The sequence below is a fragment of the Novosphingobium sp. MD-1 genome (assembly GCF_001014975.1).
GTDB lineage: Bacteria > Pseudomonadota > Alphaproteobacteria > Sphingomonadales > Sphingomonadaceae > Novosphingobium.
Genome location: NZ_BBXA01000018.1, coordinates 1 through 16742 on the forward strand (window position 1 = coordinate 1; position 16742 = coordinate 16742).

Below are 16742 nucleotides of genomic sequence, written 5' to 3' on the forward strand. Positions count from 1 at the left end.
AAATTGCATGCGCGGGCGCGGAAACACCGCGAAGGCCCGCCCAAGGCAGCGGCACATGCTGGCCAGCGGCCGCGCCCGTGCTATGGCGGCGCCATGCTTCGCCCCGATCCATTCCGCAAGCCCCCGCTCTCGCCTGCCGCCCTCCGCATCGGCATCCTCGCCATCGCCGCACTGGCCATTCAGGGATGCGCCGCGCGCGGGCACTATCCCTCGCTGGCCCGCCGGCCCGCCGAAAGCGCCTATGGCACGGGCGCTAGCGCGCCGCAGCCGGCCCCTGCCCCCGCGCCATCGGCCGCCAGCCCCGCGCTGCTCGCCCGCCTGGCCACGCTGCGCGATTCCGCCGCCAAGGCGCACCGCGATTTCGAAGCCCTGCGCCCCGCCGGAGAACGCGCGGCGGCGCAAGCGGCGGGCGCGGCGCCCGGCGCGGAGAACTGGTCGGTAGCGCAGGGCGCGCTGGCAGCGCTCGATTCGGCGCGGTCCAGCCTGCTGCTGCCGCTGGCTGATCTCGACACCCTGCTGGTGGAAGCCACCAAAGCCGCCGTCGACGGCCCCGATGCCGACCTCAAGGCCGTGCGCAAGGTGCGCGACGAAGTGGATGGCTGGCTGGCGGCCGAGAACCGCTCGCTCGATTCGCTGCGCGGCCGCGTGCGCGGATAGCTACCAGCGCGCCAGGTCGGCGTGGTCCTGCGCGCGCGGTTCGATCCAGCGCCAGCCGGCGGCGGTCTTCTCGCGCTTCCAGAACCAGCTTTCGCCTTTCAGGTGGTCCATCGCGAAATCGGCGGCGGCGAAAGCATCGCGCCGGTGGCGCGCGGCGGCGGCGACCAGCACGATCGGATCGCCCGGCACCATCAGGCCCACGCGGTGCAGCAACAGCAGCCCCTCCAGCGGCCAGCGCCGTTCGATCGTGACAGCGAGATCGGCCATGCCCGGCTGCGTCATCGGCGGATAGTGCTTCAGTTCGAGCGCTTCCACGCCGCCGTCCCCGCGCACTTGCCCGAGAAAACTGACGACGCCGCCGGCCTGTGCGTGACGGCCGATGAAGGCGTCCATTTCCGCCGCGGGATCGAACGCCGATTCGCGCAAGACGATCTCGGCCACGTCAGCCGCCCGAAACCGGTGGCAGGAAGGCCAGTTCGTCGCCGTCCGCCAGCGTGACCCCGCCGTGGTCGGTCAGCAGCCGCCCGTTGAGCGCGATCCGCACGCGATCGCCCAGCAGCTCCACGGCAAGCGCCTTATCGAGCGTGGCCAGGATGGCCTCGAGCGGGCCGGGCGCGACCGCGCGCTCCGCCGCGCCGGCCACGTCTTCCAGACGCCCGAGAAACACCAGCCGCGCCGCCATGGTCAGCCGCCGGTCATCGACATGTGGCGCGAAAGCGCGGGCGGCGCGCCGGGGCGATCGATCACGAAGCCGTGGCGTTCGGGCTTTTCGCCCATCGCGCGCGCCATGGCGACCGCGAGCGCGGCATCGGGATCGTGGGAACGCAGCGCGGCGCGCAGGTCCACCTTGCCCTCGCCGCCCAGGCACATGAACAGCTGCCCAGTGGCCGTCACCCGCACGCGGTTGCAGCCGTCGCAGAAATTGCCGGTCAGTGGGGTGATGAAGCCCAGCCGCCCGCCCGTTTCGGCGATATCGACATAGCGCGCCGGGCCGCCGGAGCGCGCCTCGCTCGCCGTCAGGGTCCAGCGCGCGGCCAGATCGCGGCGCACCGAATCGAGCGGCAGGTAGTGATCGAAGCGGTCTCCCTCGACCTCGCCCAGCGGCATGACCTCGATCAGCGTGAGATCATGGCCCTGCCCGTGTGCCCAGGCGACGAGATCGGGGATTTCCGCCTCGTTGAGCCCCTTGAGCGCAACGGTGTTGAGCTTGACCCGGAGGCCCGCCGCCTTCGCCGCCGCGATGCCTTCCAGCACCTGGGGCAGGCTGTCGCGCCGGGCGAGCTTCTCGAACAGTGCGCGATCGCGGGTATCGAGCGAGACGTTGACGCGCCGCACCCCCGCCGCCGCCAGATCCTCGGCGAATTCCGCCAGCCGCGTGCCGTTGGTGGTGAGTGTCAGCTCCTCCAACCCGTCTCCCAGCTTGCGCCCCAGCGCGCGGACCAGCTCGATCATGTCGCGCCGCACCAGCGGTTCGCCACCCGTCAGCCGCAGCTTGGTGACGCCGCGCGCGATGAAGGTCAGCGCCAGCCGGTGGAGTTCCTCCAGCGTCAGCACTTCGGCCCGGGGCAGGAACTCCATCCGCTCCGGCATGCAATAGGCGCAGCGCAGATCGCACCGGTCGGTAACCGACAGCCGGAGGTAGGTGATCCTCCGCGCGAAGCGGTCAACCAGGGGTGCGGGGAGAGGTGCGGGCGTGCTCACTTTTCCAAGTATACGAAATCACGCGGATAAGATTCAAGGTTCGCGCCGGCATCGACGAAAATAGTCTGTCCGGTGACCGAGGAGGCGGTCGCCAGGTAGTGGACCGCGTCGGCGATCTCGTCGGCGCCGGGCAGGCGGCGCAGCGGCATGATCTCTTCCAGCCGGCGCCACTGTTCGGCATCGTAATCCTGCGTGGGCAGGATCAGGCCCGGCGCCACGCCGTTCACGCGCACGCGCGGCGCCAGCGAACGCGCCAGCGTGCGCACCGATGCGTGCAGCGCCTGCTTCGACAGCGTGTAGCTGAGCTGATCGGGCACGGGGTTCACCACGCGCTGGTCGAGGATGTTGACCACCGAGCCATCGCCTTCCCCCAGCGCCTCGACAAAGGCGCGGGTCAGCAGCATCGGCGCGAACAGGTTGACGCGGAAATGATGCTCCAGCGCGGAAGGCGTCATCGTCGCGATGGTGTCGTCGTGGAACACCGAGGCCGAATTGACCAGCAGACGCGGCGCGCGCCCGGCCTGTTCGCGCAAGTCCGCCAGCAGCCGTTCCGCGCAGGCCGGATCGTCGAGATCGCCCGCCAGCGGCACCACGCGGGCGCCGATCCATTCGAGCTGGGCGGCAAATTCCGTGTCGAACGAGCCGGCGTGGTGCGCGTGGAGCGCCAGGTCCCACCCCGCAGATGCCAGCTTGCGCGCGATGGCGGCGCCGATCCTGCGCCAGCCGCCGGTGACCAGCGCAAGCGGTCTTGGCGCTGGTCCGTCCTCGCTCAACCGCGCCGCTCGCGCGTGAGCGTGATGCCGATTTCCTCGCCGTTCTCGCTGATCGCCAGCTTGACGATCTTCACCGCGATCCGCTCGATCCGCGTATCCTGCAGGAACAGCGTTTCGCAGATGTGGTCGGCCACCGCCTCGATGAGCTTGAAATGGACGTCTTTGGGCAGCCCGTCCGAGGCGGCGAACTTGAGGTCCATGTAGTTCTTGCTCGCCGATAGCGGGCAATCGGGCGAATAGCCGTCGCGCGGCGTCAGCCAGGCCTGGATGGAGATGCGCAGCGGCTGCGGCCGCCCGGTCTCCTCCGAGTAGATCCCGGTGAGCACGTCGGTTTCGATGTTGGCGACTTCGAGGATGAGGCTGTCAGACACGGCGCGGCATTTGGCAGCGCGCGCGGGAAAAGTCCACCGTTACGCGCTGGCGGCCCCTGGCAGTGTTACGCCGCTTCGTCATTGGGAGCGTAGCGAAGCAATCCAGAGTCCCGCGTGCCGCTCTGGATTGCTGCGGGGCTTTGCCCCTCGCAATGACGATGGAGAACGGTGCCGTCCAGATCAGGCCGGCCTCGGTTACGCGCCTTGCGGGTTCCACCGCGCGAAGATCGCGGTCGGCAGCAGGCGTCCGTCGTCGCCATCCTCGCGAATCGCGAGGTCGCCGTGTTCGATCGTGCCGGGCAGATCGGCCAGCGCTTCGGCCAGCAGGCCGGCGATGGCGAGCGAGGACATCCGCACCGCATAGACCGTCAGGAACAGGAAGCGGCTTTCGGCATCGAGCAGGTGCCGGCAATCGGCGATCAGGCCCGGCAGGTTCTCTTCCAGCCGCCAGACCTCGCCATCCGGCCCCCGGCCGAACTTGGGCGGATCGAGGATGATCCCGTCGTAGCGCCGCCCGCGCCGCACTTCGCGCGCGGCGAACTTGGCGGCATCGTCGACGATCCAGCGCACCGGCCGCTCGGCCATGCCCGAAAGCGCGGCATTGGCGCGCGCCTGCGCGACCGACTTCTTCGAGGCATCGACGTGCGTGACCGGCCCGAACGCCGACAGGGACAGCGTGCCCACGCCGGTATAGCCGAACAGATTGAGCGTGGAGGCGTCGGACTTGCCTTCCAGCCGGTCCCCCATCCAATCCCACACCGGGGCCATATCGGGGAAGAAGCCAAGATGGCGGAACGGCGTGCAGGAGGCGGTGAAGCGCACTTCGCCCCGCGTCAGGTCCCAGCCTTCGCGCGGCACCGGCCGGTCGAACATCCAGCGCCCGCCGCCGTCCTCGTCGGAACCGGGGACGAACTCCCCGTCCGCCGTCCAGTCGGCCTGGCGCGGCGTCCACAGCGCCTGCGGTTCGGGCCGGATGAAGCGGTAACGCCCATAGCGTTCCAGCTTGCGCCCGTGTCCGCTGTCAACCAGCCCGAAATCGGGCCAGCCCTGCCCGATCATCAGGCGGGGCGCGGAATCGAGCCGGGCCATGCGCTTTCCCGCGTCCCGTCAGCCGTGGCGCGGCGTGGCGCGTTCGGCGATCCACGCGGCGACGGCATCGTAATCGCCCGGCAGGTGCGCGCAGGATTCCTCGCGCTCGAACAGGTCGCCCATCCGCGTCGGCAGCGCGGGGCGGACGCCCGTGGCGCGCTCCACCGCATCGCGGAATTTGGCCGGATGCGCGGTCGCCAGCGTCACCACGGGAACCCCGGCGGGGATACCCTGCGCCGTGCGCGCACCGTGCAGGCCGATCGCGGTGTGCGGATCGAGCACTTCACCCGTCGCCTCGTGCGCCCAGCGCATCGCATGGGCCATGTCGTTGGCGTCGGCGCGGGCGCTGGTGAACAGCGCGGCGATGCTTTCGCGCTGGGTGTTGGTCAGCTGCATCGCCTTCGTCGCTTCAAAGCCCTTCATCTGCGCGGCCAGCGCGGCGCCATCGCGCCCGGCGGCATCGAACAGCAGGCGTTCGAAGTTCGACGAAACCTGGATGTCCATGGAAGGGGCGGCGGTGGGCGTAACGGTGCTGGCCGAATAGTCCCCGCTCGACAGCGCGCGGTGCAGGATGTCGTTGACGTTGGTGGCGACGATCAGCCGCTCGATCGGCAGGCCCATCTTCGCCGCGACATAACCGGCGAAGACATCGCCAAAATTGCCGGTCGGCACGCTGAAGGCCACCTTGCGCTGCGGCGCGCCAAGCTGGAGCGCGGCGGCGAAGTAGTACACCACCTGCGCCATCAGGCGCGCCCAGTTGATCGAATTGACCGCGCTGATCGCGAAGCGGCCGGTCATCGCGGCATCGTTGAACATGCGCTTCACCATCGCCTGCGCATCGTCGAAGCTGCCGTCGATGGCGATGTTGTAGACGTTCGGCGCCAGCACCGTGGTCATCTGCCGGCGCTGCACGTCGCTGACCCGGCCGTGCGGGTGCAGCATGAAGATATCGACCCCGGCGCGACCCGCCACCGCGTCGATCGCGGCGGAACCGGTATCGCCCGAGGTGGCGCCGACGATGGTGATATGTTGATCGCCGCCATCGGCCTTCGGGCGGCTGAGGAACTCCTCGAACAGCAGCCCCAGCAGTTGCAGCGCCACGTCCTTGAACGCCAGCGTGGGGCCATGGAACAGTTCCAGCACCCACTGCTTTTCATCGAGTTGCTTGAGCGGCGTGACCGCGACATGGGCAAAACGGCCATAGGCCTGCCGGCACAGCTCCAACAGCCGCTCCGGCGTCAGGCAATCGCCGACGAAGGGCTGCATCACCCGCGCCGCCAGTTCGGCATAGGGCAGCCCGGCCATGGCGGCGATGTCCGCCTCGGTGAAGGTCGGCCAGGTTTCCGGCACGTAAAGCCCGCCATCGGACGCGAGGCCCGCCAGGGTAGCGCCCTGGAAGTCGAGCGCGGGCGCGTTGCCGCGCGTGCTGATGTACTTCATGGCAGAATCCTTACATGCCCCGGCTTGCGGCGCGGTTAGCCGCGCCGGCCCGGCCCGGCAAGCCGCTTCGCAAGCGCAAGGGCATAGATTACCGCCGCGACCGTGGCGAAAAGGAACCACTGCACGGCATAGGCCAGGTGATTGTTGGGAATGTCGCGCGGGTCCGGACGGGCCAGCGGCGCCAGCCTGGCCTGCGGCGGATCGGCGATCAGGCGCGCGCTGTGCCCCGCGCCGGAGGCAACGATGCCGCTGACCTTGCCGCCCGTCCACGATACCGGCGCTGGTTGCAACGCCCACCCCAGCGCGACATCGACCTGCCCGCCGCCGTCGATGCGGCAGGTGGCAACTTGCGCCACGCCCTGATCCCCCCGCGCGCTGCGGCCGGCGATGGCGGTGGTGGCCAGCACCTGGTCACACCACACCGTGCTGCGGCGATACAGCGCGGCTTCGATCGCCTGCGGATCGCGCGGCCATGGCACCTCGGCGCTATCCACGCGCACCGCGGCGTAGCGCGCGATCAGCGCTTCCTTCCACGCCCGGCGCTGCAATTGCCACACGCCCAGCCCGATCATCGTGGCGACCGCCGCCAGCACGACCAGCGTGGGCACGATGGGGATGCGGCGGATCATGCGCCGCCCTCCCGGCGCAAGCGGCGCACCAGCCGCGCCGCCTTGGCCACGCGCAGCGCCAGCGTGACCACGCCGGCCGCCAGCAGGGGCCAGACCAGCGCCAGCACCCAGACCGGAAAGCGCACCATATCGTCCAGCCGCAGCGCCACCAGGATCAGCAGCACCGTGACCGGCAGCATCACCGGGTAGAGCTGGCGCCCCTGCAGTTCATGGCTGGCGAAATCCTGCCCGCAGGCGCGGCAGCGCGGCGCGAACGTCGCCGGCCCGGCAAACAGCGTGCGCGCGCCACAGCGGGGGCAGGATGCGGAAAGGGCAGCCCGGAGAATTCCGGACTGCCCTTTCGATTCCGCCTGATCGGCCGGATGCGGCATCAGTGGGTCGGGTAACCCCAACCGCCCCAGACGTAGATCGCGACGAACAGGAACAGCCACACCACGTCGACGAAGTGCCAGTACCACGCGGCGGCTTCGAAGCCGAAGTGCTGGCGAGGGGTGAAATCGCCCTTGTAGGCGCGCACCTGGCAGACGATCAGGAAGATCGTGCCGACGATGACGTGGAAGCCGTGGAACCCGGTGGCCATGTAGAAGGCCGAACCATAGGTGTTCTTGCCGAAGGCGAACGGCGCGTGCGCGTATTCGTAAGCCTGGATCGAGCTGAACAGCAGGCCCAGCAGGATCGTGGCCCACAGGCCCTTCTTCAGGCCATCGCGATCACCGTGGATCAGCGCGTGGTGGCCCCAGGTGAGCGTGCAGCCCGAGCACAGCAGGATCAGCGTGTTCAGCAGCGGCAGATCGAACGGGTCCATCACCGCCTCGATCGCCTTGGGCGGCCACTGGCCACCGATCACGTCGACGTTGATGGTCGACGGGAACAGCGAGAAATCGAAGAAGGCCCAGAACCAGCCGACGAAGAACATCACTTCCGAAGCGATGAACAGGATCATGCCGTAGCGCTGGTGCAGCTGCACCACCGGGGTGTGATCGCCCGCGTGCGCTTCCTTGATGACCTTGCCCCACCACGAGAACATCGTGAGGAGAACGCCCAGGAGGCCCAGCAGCATCACCGCCTTGCCACCGGGCAGGCTGTGCATGAAAAGCACGCCGCCGCTGGTCATGGTCAGCGCCGAAAGCGCGCCGGTGAGCGGCCAGATATCCGGCGGCAGAATATGGTAATCGTGGTTCTTAGCGCCAGCCATGATGGTCTGATTCCCCCAAATTTCTCATGGCATCCGGACATGATCCAGACGCAACTCAATTTCGGCCTTTATCGCCAGCGAACGGCGCGGTCCAGTGGCTTTCGGCCCCTTTCCCGACTTAGCGCCACCACCCTACTTCGCCGCCGGCACGGGCGCAGTCCCGGCCGCCTCGTGGAAGGTGTAGCTCAGCGTGATTTCGCCGATATCCTTGGCGTTGGCATCGTCCAGCATCGCCGGATCGACGTAGTAGATCACCGGCATCCGCACTTCCTGCCCCGGCTCCAGCCGCTGTTCGTTGAAGCAGAAGCACTGGATCTTGTGGAAATAGGCGCCGGTCTGTTCGGGCGTGACGTTGAACGTGGCACGCCCGATGATCGGGTGGGCGGAAGTGTTCTTCGCGATGAAGAACGCCATCTTGCGTTCGCCGATGCGCCCGTCCTGCGTCACCTGTTCCGGCCGGAACTGCCAGGGCATGCCGCTGGCCACGTTGGCATCGAAGCGCACGCGGACGGGCCGCGCGGTGACCTTGACCGAATCGGCCTGCGCGGCGGTGGAGCGCTGCGTGGTGCCGTTGAAACCGGTCGCCTGGCAGAACAGGCGGTAGAGCGGGACCGAGGCATAGCCCAGCCCCAGCATCGCCAGCGCCCCGCCCGCCGCGATCAGCGCGACCTTGCGGTTGCTGCCGCGGCCTTGCGTCGCGGTGGCCACGCTCACATCTGCCCCGATGCGTGGACGCTCATCTTCGCGATCGTGATCGCGAAGAACAGCACCGCCAGCGCGCCAAGGATCAGGCCCAGCACCTTGCTGCGGGCACGCTGCCGCGCACGATAGGCTTCGCTTTCGGCGGGACTCAGGTGATCGTCGTTGGGGTTCATGCTTGCCAGCCTTGCACCGTGGCGATGCGATCGGCAACCAGCATCGCAAAAAGCACGAAGAGATAGAGCACTGAATAGCCGAACAGGCGCTTTTCGGGTTTCATGCCATCGTCCGGCACGCTGGTGCGCAGGCCGACGCGGACCGAGAGCGCCACGAACACCAGCCCCAGCACCAGCGCCGACAGACCATAGACCAGCCCCGTGCCGCCGATGAACCATGGCACCAGCGTCAGCGGCAGCAGGAACACGGCATAGGCCAGGATCTGGCGGCGCGTGGCCTTTTCGCCCGCCACCACCGGCATCATCGGAATGCCGACCTTGGCGTAGTCCGTCTGCACGAACAGCGCGAGCGCCCAGAAATGCGGCGGCGTCCAGAAGAAGATGATCAGGAACAGCAGCACCGGCATCAGCGTGACATGGCCCGTGACCGCCACCCAGCCGATCAGCGGCGGAAAGGCCCCCGCCCCGCCGCCGATGACGATGTTCTGCGGCGTGCGCGGCTTGAGCCAGACGGTGTAGATCCACGCATAGTAGAAGATCGACACCGCCAGGATCGCCGCCGCCAGCCAGCCGTTGGCCAGCCCCATGACCATGACCGAGGCACCGGCCAGCGCAAAGCCGAAATCGCGCGCGGATTCGCGATCCATGCGCCCGGCCGGCAAAGGCCGTTCGCGCGTGCGCTTCATCCCCGCGTCGATATCCGCTTCCCACCACTGGTTGAGCGCGGCGGCCCCGCCCGCGCCCACGGCGATGCACAGGATCGCGGTGAAACCCAGCACGGGATGGATGTCACCCGGCGCGGCGAGCAGGCCGCACAGGCCGGTGAATATCACCAGCGTCATCACGCGCGGCTTGGTCAGCGCGAAGAAATCCCGCCAGTCGGCAGGCAGCGTCAGGGTCTTGGCGGCATCCATCGTGCGCGCGCTATAGTCCCGCGCGCGCGGAAGGGAAAGCGGGTGAGAACAATGCGCCACCCGCGCGTCAGCGCGGTGGCTTGCAGGGCTTGCCGTCGTACTCCAGGCGGTTGCGGGCATAGACCGCCCCATTCCAGCGGATCACCGGAAAGCAGAAGCCGGGGCCGCCGACCTCGATGTCCGGCCAGCCACCGACCCCACGGGCCGCCTTGAAATCGGGGATGCCGACCTCGTTCGCCATCAGCTTCCAGCCGCCGTTCGCCTGCCCGGCCACGATCCAGAAGGCGGCCCCGGTATTGCCATAGCAGAACAGCCCGCCTTCCACGATCACCGCATCGGGGTGGCCATCGCCGTTGAGATCGCGGCGCTGGTCGATCCGGCCGGGTTCGTAGGTCGCACCATCGTCGTTGCCATCGTTGCAGCCGCTTTCCCAGCGCCCGTGCACCTGCCGGAAGCCGGCGGCGGCGAAGATCGCGGCGTCGCCGGTCACCGGACCGCGCGGTGCCGCCTGAGGCCGGGGCGGCGCTCCGGCGGTGACCGTCTCGGCCGGACGATAGACCGTGCCATCGAAGCGCAGTTGCCCGGTCCGCCCGCCACTGGTGGTGGACAGCACGAACCAGCCGCCGAATGCGGTGCCGGTGGTGGCAACGGTGCCCTGCCCTTCCAGAATGCGGCGCCACCGGCCATCCGGCGCCTGCGTGGCGATCGCGTACCAGCGCCCGTCGGGCTTGTAGCAAGGGCCGGCATCGATGAAGAGCGCTTCCTTGCGCCCGTCGGCGTTCATGTCGACAAAGGTGATGCGCGGACTGGCGGCCGCGCCGCAGCGGTTGGTCGGGTGATCGCCGTTCGCGCTGATCGGAAATCCGCCGGCGGCATAGAGCTGCATCGCTTCCGCCCGCGCCATCGCCGCGCGGGCGGGCGCGGAAAAGGCCAGCCCCATCGCGAGAACGCTTGCCACCGCATACCCGATCCGCCGCATCGCCTTGCCCCCGACTGCTGCAACGAAAGTTATAATCCCACGCCGCGTGAAAAAGGCCAGCGCAAAAGAAAAGAGGCCCCGGATCGCTCCGGAGCCTCTTGTCATGGTTCAGGCGAAACCGCCGATCAGTGCGCCGCCTTGGCGTCGATCACCGGCAGGGTTTCGAACTGGTGGAACGGCGGCGGGCTGGACAGGGTCCATTCCAGCGTCGTCGCGCCTTCGCCCCAGTAGTTGGCTTCGGCCTTCTTGCCAGCCAGGAAGGCGTAGGCGATGTTGATCAGGAAGATCACGATGCTGACCGACATGATCATGTAGCCGTCGGTGGCGACCTTGTTCCAGTGTTCGAACGCCGGAGCATAGTCGGGGTAGCGACGCGGCATGCCGTTCGCGCCCAGGAAGTGCATCGGGAAGAAGATCAGGTTCACGCCGACGAAGAACACCCAGAACTGCAGGTGCGCCAGGAATTCGGAGTGCATCCGGCCGCTCATCTTCGGGAACCAGTAATAGAACCCGGCGAAGAGCGACGTGACCGCGCCCAGCGACAGCACGTAGTGGAAGTGCGCCACCACGTAGTAGGTATCCTGGAGGTTATCGTCGATGCCGCCGTTGGCCAGCACCACGCCGGTCACGCCGCCCAGGGTGAACAGGAAGATGAAGCCGATCGCCCAGACCATCGGCGACTTGAATTCGAGGCTGCCGCCCCACATCGTCGCGATCCACGAGAAGATCTTGATGCCGGTCGGCACCGCGATGACCATGGTCGCCGCGGTGAAGTACATCTTCGTGTTCACGTCGAGGCCGGTGGTGTACATGTGGTGCGCCCACACGATGAAGCCGACAACGCCGATCGCGACCATGGCGTAAGCCATGCCGAGATAGCCGAACACCGGCTTCTTCGAGAAGGTCGAGATGATCTGGCTGATGATGCCGAAGCCCGGCAGGATCATGATGTACACTTCGGGGTGGCCGAAGAACCAGAACAGGTGCTGGTACAGGATCGGATCACCACCGCCGGCGGGATCGAAGAACGTCGTGCCGAAGTTGCGGTCCGTCAGCAGCATGGTGATCGCGGCGGCGAGAACCGGCAGCGACAGCAGCAGCAGGAACGCGGTGACCAGCACCGACCACACGAACAGCGGCATCTTGTGCAGGGTCATGCCCGGCGCGCGCATGTTGAAGATGGTGGTGATGAAGTTGATCGCGCCCAGAATCGAACCCGCGCCCGCAAGGTGCAGCGAGAAGATCGCGAAATCGACGGCCGGCCCGACAGAGCCCGAGGTCGAGAGCGGGGCATAGACCGTCCATCCGGTGCCCGCGCCGTTACCCACGCCGCCCGGCACGAAGGCCGAGAACATCAGCGAGCAGAAACCGACGAAGGTCAGCCAGAACGAGATGTTGTTCATGCGCGGGAAGGCCATGTCCGGCGCGCCGATCATGATCGGAACGAACCAGTTGCCGAAGCCGCCGATGATCGCCGGCATGACCATGAAGAACACCATGATCAGGCCGTGCGCGGTGATCAGCACGTTCCACAGGTGGAGCTGCTGGTCGAAGCTGGGATTCTTTTCGCCCAGGAAGCTGGCGACGGCGCCGAGATACTGGATGCCCGGCTGGGCCAGTTCGGCGCGCATGATGCCCGACACGGCGCCGCCTACGATGCCCGCGAAGATCGCGAAGATCAGGTAGAGCGTGCCGATGTCCTTGTGGTTGGTGGACATGAACCAGCGAGCGAAGAAGCTCGGCTTGTGATCGTGATCGTGCGCATCGTGGTGGTGATGCGCATCGAACCCTTCGTGGTCTGCGGGAATGGTGGCCATGACGGTCTACCCCTTTCCTGAATTACGCGGCCGGCGACGCGGAAGCGTCGGCAGCGGGAGCGGACGCATCCGCGGCGGGAGCGGCGGCGGCCGGAGCGGCGGCGGGCGCCGCTTCCTTCGGACCGACGGTGCCGCCCTGAGCCTTCACCCAGGCTTCGAACTGCGGCCGGCTGACGGCTTCGACCACGATCGGCATGTAGCCGTGGCGAACGCCGCAGAGTTCGGAACACTGGCCGTAGTACACGCCCGGTTCCTTGATGAAGAGTTCCTTCTCGTTGATCCGGCCCGGCACCGCGTCCAGCTTGAACCACAGCGAGGGCACGGCGAACGAGTGGATCACGTCGGCGCCCACCGTCTGCATGCGGATCGGTTCGCCATAGGGCACGACCATGCGCGCATCGGCACCAAGCTGCGGCGGCTCGCCACGCTTCAGCGCTTCCTCGTCCGGCAGCATGTTCGAGATCACTTCGAAGCCGCCGTTATCGGGATAGGTATAGCCCCAGTACCACTGGTAGCCCGTGGCCTTGACCGTGAGCGCGTTCTTCGGCGCCGGCGTGTACTGCGCGGCGAGAAGGCGGATCGACGGCACGGCGATGACCACCAGGATGAGCACCGGCAGCAGGGTCCAGATCACTTCGATCAGCGTGTTGTGGCTGGTCTTCGACGCGACCGGATTGGCGCCGCGGCGGAAGCGCGCCATCACGAACAGCAGCAGCACCAGCACGAAGAGGGTGATCACGGTGATGATCGGCATCAGCACGTAATCGTACATGCGCAGCGCCTGCTGGCCCGTGATCGAATACTGGTCCTGGAAGGACAGCGCGCCGGCAACTGGCTGGCCCTTGCCCGGCGTGGGCTTGGCCGGAACGTAGCTGCTCTTTTCGGCACCGGCGTCGGCCTTGGCGGCCGGCTGGACGGCATCGGCGGCGGGCGCCGTGGCGGCCGCGACAGGCGCGGCGGCAGGCGCCGCCATGACCTGCGGGGCGAACGCCAGCGCCGCTGCGACGCCAAGGGCCCGGATCGCTTTGCCCATGGCCTGGGCTGTATCGGCTAGACTCATCGTCGAAAGTTCCGCTTCCCTGTGTACGCCCCGCCCTTGACCTAAGGACCAAAGCGTATCCCCTCTAATCGCCCCAAGTAGGACAATTTGTCCCGCCTATACGCGGCACCTCACCATCCCTCAAGCGCCTAGACCCATATTTTTCCGACGGCCCGGCCAGCGCCGCTTTGCCATGCGAAAATGCTTGCCGCGCGGGCGCGCGCGGGCCATTTGCGCGGTTCGCCGTTCCACGGCTTGCGGGCCGGCGGTACAGGCGACCAACAAGGCCGAATCCGGCATCATCGTGCGAGGCATCATGCAGGAAGAAGACGTCCTTTCCGAATTCCGGGCCAGCCAGGCCCTGCTCGAAGGCCACTTCCTGCTCTCCTCGGGCCGGCACAGCGCCTTCTATCTTCAATGCGCGCGCGTGCTGATGGACCCGATGCGGGCCGCGCGCCTGGCCACCGCCACCGCGCAGAAGCTGCCGCGCGACTTGCGCCAGCAGATCCAGAAGGTCGTCTCCCCCGCGATGGGCGGCGTGATCATCGGCCATGAAATGGGCCGCGCGCTGGGCGTGGAGGCGCTGTTCGTGGAACGCCCCACCGGCACGTTCGAGCTGCGGCGCGGCTTCACGCTGCAGCCGGGCGAAAAGGTGCTGATGGTGGAGGACGTAGTGACCACCGGCCTTTCCAGCCGCGAGGCGATCAAGGCGATCGAAGCGGCCGGGGGCGAAGTGATCGCTGCTGCCGCGCTGGTCGACCGGTCGGCCGGGGCGGTCGATCTGGGCGTGCCGTTCTTCCCGCTGGTGGCGCTGAACTTCCCGACTTACGCGCCCGACGAACTGCCGCCCGAACTGGCCGCGACTCCGGCGGTCAAGCCGGGCAGCCGGGCGCAGCCCTGATGGCCGGGGCAGCGGCCAACGCGGCGCTCACGCCGGGCCGGCTGCGGCTGGGCGTCAACATCGATCACGTCGCCACGATCCGCAACGCGCGCGGCGGCGATCATCCCGACCCGGTGCGCGCGGCGGAAATCGTCGCGGCGGTGGGCGGCGACGGCATCACCGCGCACTTGCGCGAGGACCGGCGCCACATTCGCGACGAGGACCTCGCCCGCATCCAGGCCGCCACCGACCTGCCGCTGAACCTGGAAATGGCGGCGACCGAGGAAATGCTGGAAATCGCACTGCGCCACCGCCCGCACGCGGCCTGCATCGTGCCCGAACGGCGCGAGGAGCGGACGACCGAGGGCGGGCTGGACGCCGCCGGCCAGCACAACCGCCTCGCCCCGATCGTCGCGCGCCTGTCCGACGCGGGGATTCGCGTCAGCCTGTTCATCGCGCCCGAAGCGCGGCAGATCGAGGCGGCGATCCGGCTGGGCGCCCCGGTGGTGGAACTGCACACCGGCGAATACGCCCATGCGACAGGCGAAACGCGCGCGATCGAACTTAAGCGAATCGCCGACATGGCCGCGCTGGCGGCGCGCAACGGCATCGAACCGCACGCCGGGCACGGGCTGACTTACGAAAACGTCCAGCCGGTCGCGGCGATTCCCCAGCTCGCCGAACTCAACATCGGGCACTACCTGATCGGCGAGGCGATCTTCGTCGGGCTGGAAAACGCGGTGCGCCGGATGCGCGACCTGATGGACGAAGCGCGGTGAACGAGAGAGCCAAAAGCGTGCGGAGATCATGGCGCCAATCGAGAATTTTCGTCATCTATCTGTTCCCAGCGGCTATCTTGCTGATTTCGGCCATTAACATTTGGACCGACCATCAGGAGGGCCGGCCATTCAATCCGACGCACCTCTACGCCTTAGTTGGATTTATCGCGTTTGACGGCGTGCTGTTCGGCTTCATGTGGATCATCTACCGGTTGGTCCTAGGCGTTGTGTCCAGCGGGAACGAAAAGCTCTGATATGATCATCGGCATGGGCTCCGACCTCTGCAACATCGAGCGCATCCAGGCATCGCTGGACCGTTTCGGCGCACGATTCGAGGCCCGCGTCTTCACCGACGTGGAAATGGCCAAGGCCAACCGCCGTCCCTTCACCCGCGCCGGCACGCTGGCCAAGCGCTTCGCCGCCAAGGAAGCCTTCTCCAAGGCGGTGGGCACCGGGTTCAAGGCCGGGGTCTTCATGAAGGACATCGGCGTGGTCAACGCCTCCTCCGGCGCGCCGACGCTGGCGCTGACCGGCGGCGCGGCGGCGCGGCTGGCCAGGATCACGCCCGCCGGGTACGAGGCGGTGATCCACCTGACGCTGACCGACGATCATCCCTGGGCGCAGGCCTTCGTGGTGATCGAGGCCCGCCCGCTCCGCCCCGACGCCCCCAGCGCGCAAGGTGACGCTTGAACGAAACGACCGAATCCGGACCGGACCTGCCTGAAACGTCCGCTGTTCCCGCAGCCGAAGCGAAGCCGGCCGCCGCGGACGACACGCAGGGCGTCAACTGGCTGCTGGAATTGCGCGGGCTGGCGCTGATGCTGCTGGCCGTGGTGGGCTTTCACAGCCTGATCGCCAAGCCGTTCTACATCCCCTCGATCTCGATGATGCCCAACCTGCTGGTGGGCGACCGGCTGGTGGTGAGCAAGTATCCCTATGGCTGGTCGTGGGTCTCCGCCAGCTTCCACATCCTGCCGCGCGGGATGACGCGCATCCTGCCGCGCACGCCCGCTTATGGCGACATCGTGATCGTGGTGCCACCCGATCGCGACGAGGACTACATCAAGCGCGTGGTGGCGCTGCCGGGCGATCGCATCGCGGTGGTGAACGGGCAGATCATCCTGAACGGCAAGCCCGTGCCGCAGCAGGTCGAACCGCCGCTGGAGCTGCCGGTCGACCTCAACCAGCCGTGCGATCCCGACGATTTCCCCGGCCTGCGTTATCGCGCGAACGACGGGCGCTGGTATTGCGAACTGCCGATCCTGCGCGAAACGCTGCCCAATGGCGCGACCTATCGCGTGATCGATCACCGTCAGCAGCCGCTGGACAACTACGCCGAAGTGAAGGTGCCGCAGGGTTACGTTTTCCTGATGGGCGACAACCGCGACCATTCCGCCGACAGCCGCGCGCCGATCGAGGAAAAGGGTCTGGGCGGCCCCGTCCCGCTGGCCGACGTGGGCGGGCGCGCCGAATTCCTCACCTTCTCGCTCGATGGCAGCGAGGGGTGGAACCCGCTGTCGTGGTGGCGCGCCTTGCGCGAAGGGCGCGCCTGGACCAGTCTGCGCCCCGAAATCGCGAAGACGGCGCAGAAGGACCGATAGACC

General features: G+C 67.7%; 21 protein-coding genes. 5 read left to right on the forward strand and 16 right to left on the reverse strand.

Annotated elements, in window-relative coordinates; all coding sequences use genetic code 11:
• Positions 1-657: hypothetical protein (locus NMD1_RS04170; protein ID WP_233497350.1), on the forward strand; the 657-nt coding region annotated here is incomplete at its 5' end.
• Here NMD1_RS04170 and NMD1_RS04175 read toward each other — a convergent pair.
• From NMD1_RS04175 to coxB, 16 genes are all read right to left on the reverse strand, one after another.
• Positions 658-1098 (reverse strand): molybdenum cofactor biosynthesis protein MoaE, encoded by a 441-nt coding sequence (locus NMD1_RS04175; protein ID WP_125953836.1) that lies wholly within the window; start codon positions 1096-1098, stop codon positions 658-660.
• Between the two features lies 1 nt (position 1099).
• Positions 1100-1339 (reverse strand): MoaD/ThiS family protein, encoded by a 240-nt coding sequence (locus NMD1_RS04180; RefSeq protein ID WP_125953837.1) that lies wholly within the window; start codon positions 1337-1339, stop codon positions 1100-1102.
• Between the two features lie 2 nt (positions 1340-1341).
• A complete protein-coding gene (gene moaA / locus NMD1_RS04185) occupies positions 1342-2358 on the reverse strand; it encodes a GTP 3',8-cyclase MoaA (RefSeq protein WP_125953838.1) in 1017 nt (338 codons plus the stop codon).
• Positions 2355-3131, reverse strand: a complete 777-nt coding sequence (locus NMD1_RS04190; RefSeq protein ID WP_125953839.1) for an SDR family oxidoreductase — start codon at positions 3129-3131, stop codon at positions 2355-2357. Before NMD1_RS04190 ends, moaA begins: the two co-directional genes overlap by 4 nt.
• On the reverse strand, positions 3128-3502 hold the full coding sequence (locus NMD1_RS04195) for a dihydroneopterin aldolase (RefSeq protein ID WP_124810912.1): 375 nt from the start codon (positions 3500-3502) through the stop codon (positions 3128-3130). The genes NMD1_RS04190 and NMD1_RS04195 overlap by 4 nt, the downstream gene beginning before the upstream one ends.
• A gap of 195 nt (positions 3503-3697) precedes the next feature.
• Positions 3698-4591, reverse strand: coding sequence for a class I SAM-dependent methyltransferase (locus tag NMD1_RS04200; protein WP_125953840.1), 894 nt, complete (start codon positions 4589-4591; stop codon positions 3698-3700).
• A gap of 18 nt (positions 4592-4609) precedes the next feature.
• Complete coding sequence (gene thrC, locus NMD1_RS04205; RefSeq protein WP_125953841.1) at positions 4610-6031, reverse strand: threonine synthase; 1422 nt, start codon at positions 6029-6031, stop codon at positions 4610-4612.
• A gap of 35 nt (positions 6032-6066) precedes the next feature.
• Positions 6067-6660 carry an SURF1 family protein gene (locus tag NMD1_RS04210; protein WP_199558066.1) on the reverse strand — a complete coding sequence of 198 codons (594 nt, stop codon included), beginning with the start codon at positions 6658-6660 and terminating at the stop codon, positions 6067-6069.
• Positions 6657-7031 (reverse strand): DUF983 domain-containing protein, encoded by a 375-nt coding sequence (locus NMD1_RS04215; RefSeq protein WP_124810915.1) that lies wholly within the window; start codon positions 7029-7031, stop codon positions 6657-6659. Before NMD1_RS04215 ends, NMD1_RS04210 begins: the two co-directional genes overlap by 4 nt.
• Complete coding sequence (locus tag NMD1_RS04220; protein ID WP_124810916.1) at positions 7031-7855, reverse strand: cytochrome c oxidase subunit 3; 825 nt, start codon at positions 7853-7855, stop codon at positions 7031-7033. The genes NMD1_RS04215 and NMD1_RS04220 overlap by 1 nt, the downstream gene beginning before the upstream one ends.
• A 132-nt stretch (positions 7856-7987) precedes the next feature.
• Positions 7988-8563 carry a cytochrome c oxidase assembly protein gene (locus tag NMD1_RS04225; protein ID WP_125953869.1) on the reverse strand — a complete coding sequence of 192 codons (576 nt, stop codon included), beginning with the start codon at positions 8561-8563 and terminating at the stop codon, positions 7988-7990.
• Positions 8564-8565: 2 nt separating this feature from the next.
• Entirely contained in the window at positions 8566-8730 is a 165-nt protein-coding gene (locus NMD1_RS21190) for a hypothetical protein (RefSeq protein WP_158453908.1), read from the reverse strand.
• Complete coding sequence (locus NMD1_RS04230; RefSeq protein ID WP_124810917.1) at positions 8727-9644, reverse strand: heme o synthase; 918 nt, start codon at positions 9642-9644, stop codon at positions 8727-8729. Before NMD1_RS04230 ends, NMD1_RS21190 begins: the two co-directional genes overlap by 4 nt.
• Before the next feature lie 67 nt (positions 9645-9711).
• Positions 9712-10623, reverse strand: a complete 912-nt coding sequence (locus NMD1_RS04235) for a hypothetical protein (protein WP_125953842.1) — start codon at positions 10621-10623, stop codon at positions 9712-9714.
• A 125-nt stretch (positions 10624-10748) separates the two neighbouring features.
• Positions 10749-12440 carry a cytochrome c oxidase subunit I gene (gene ctaD, locus NMD1_RS04240; RefSeq protein ID WP_125953843.1) on the reverse strand — a complete coding sequence of 564 codons (1692 nt, stop codon included), beginning with the start codon at positions 12438-12440 and terminating at the stop codon, positions 10749-10751.
• 22 nt (positions 12441-12462) lie between these two features.
• Positions 12463-13500, reverse strand: a complete 1038-nt coding sequence (coxB, locus tag NMD1_RS04245; RefSeq protein WP_233497351.1) for a cytochrome c oxidase subunit II — start codon at positions 13498-13500, stop codon at positions 12463-12465.
• A gap of 295 nt (positions 13501-13795) precedes the next feature.
• Between coxB and pyrE the strand changes: the two genes are divergently transcribed.
• From pyrE to lepB, 4 genes are all read left to right on the forward strand, one after another.
• Positions 13796-14380, forward strand: a complete 585-nt coding sequence (gene pyrE / locus NMD1_RS04250) for an orotate phosphoribosyltransferase (protein WP_124810920.1) — start codon at positions 13796-13798, stop codon at positions 14378-14380.
• Entirely contained in the window at positions 14380-15138 is a 759-nt protein-coding gene (locus tag NMD1_RS04255; RefSeq protein WP_125953844.1) for a pyridoxine 5'-phosphate synthase, read from the forward strand. The genes pyrE and NMD1_RS04255 overlap by 1 nt, the downstream gene beginning before the upstream one ends.
• A gap of 255 nt (positions 15139-15393) precedes the next feature.
• A complete protein-coding gene (acpS, locus tag NMD1_RS04260; RefSeq protein WP_124810922.1) occupies positions 15394-15828 on the forward strand; it encodes a holo-ACP synthase in 435 nt (144 codons plus the stop codon).
• Positions 15825-16739 carry a signal peptidase I gene (gene lepB / locus NMD1_RS04265; protein WP_223806802.1) on the forward strand — a complete coding sequence of 305 codons (915 nt, stop codon included), beginning with the start codon at positions 15825-15827 and terminating at the stop codon, positions 16737-16739. Before acpS ends, lepB begins: the two co-directional genes overlap by 4 nt.
• Positions 16740-16742 lie beyond the last annotated feature (3 nt).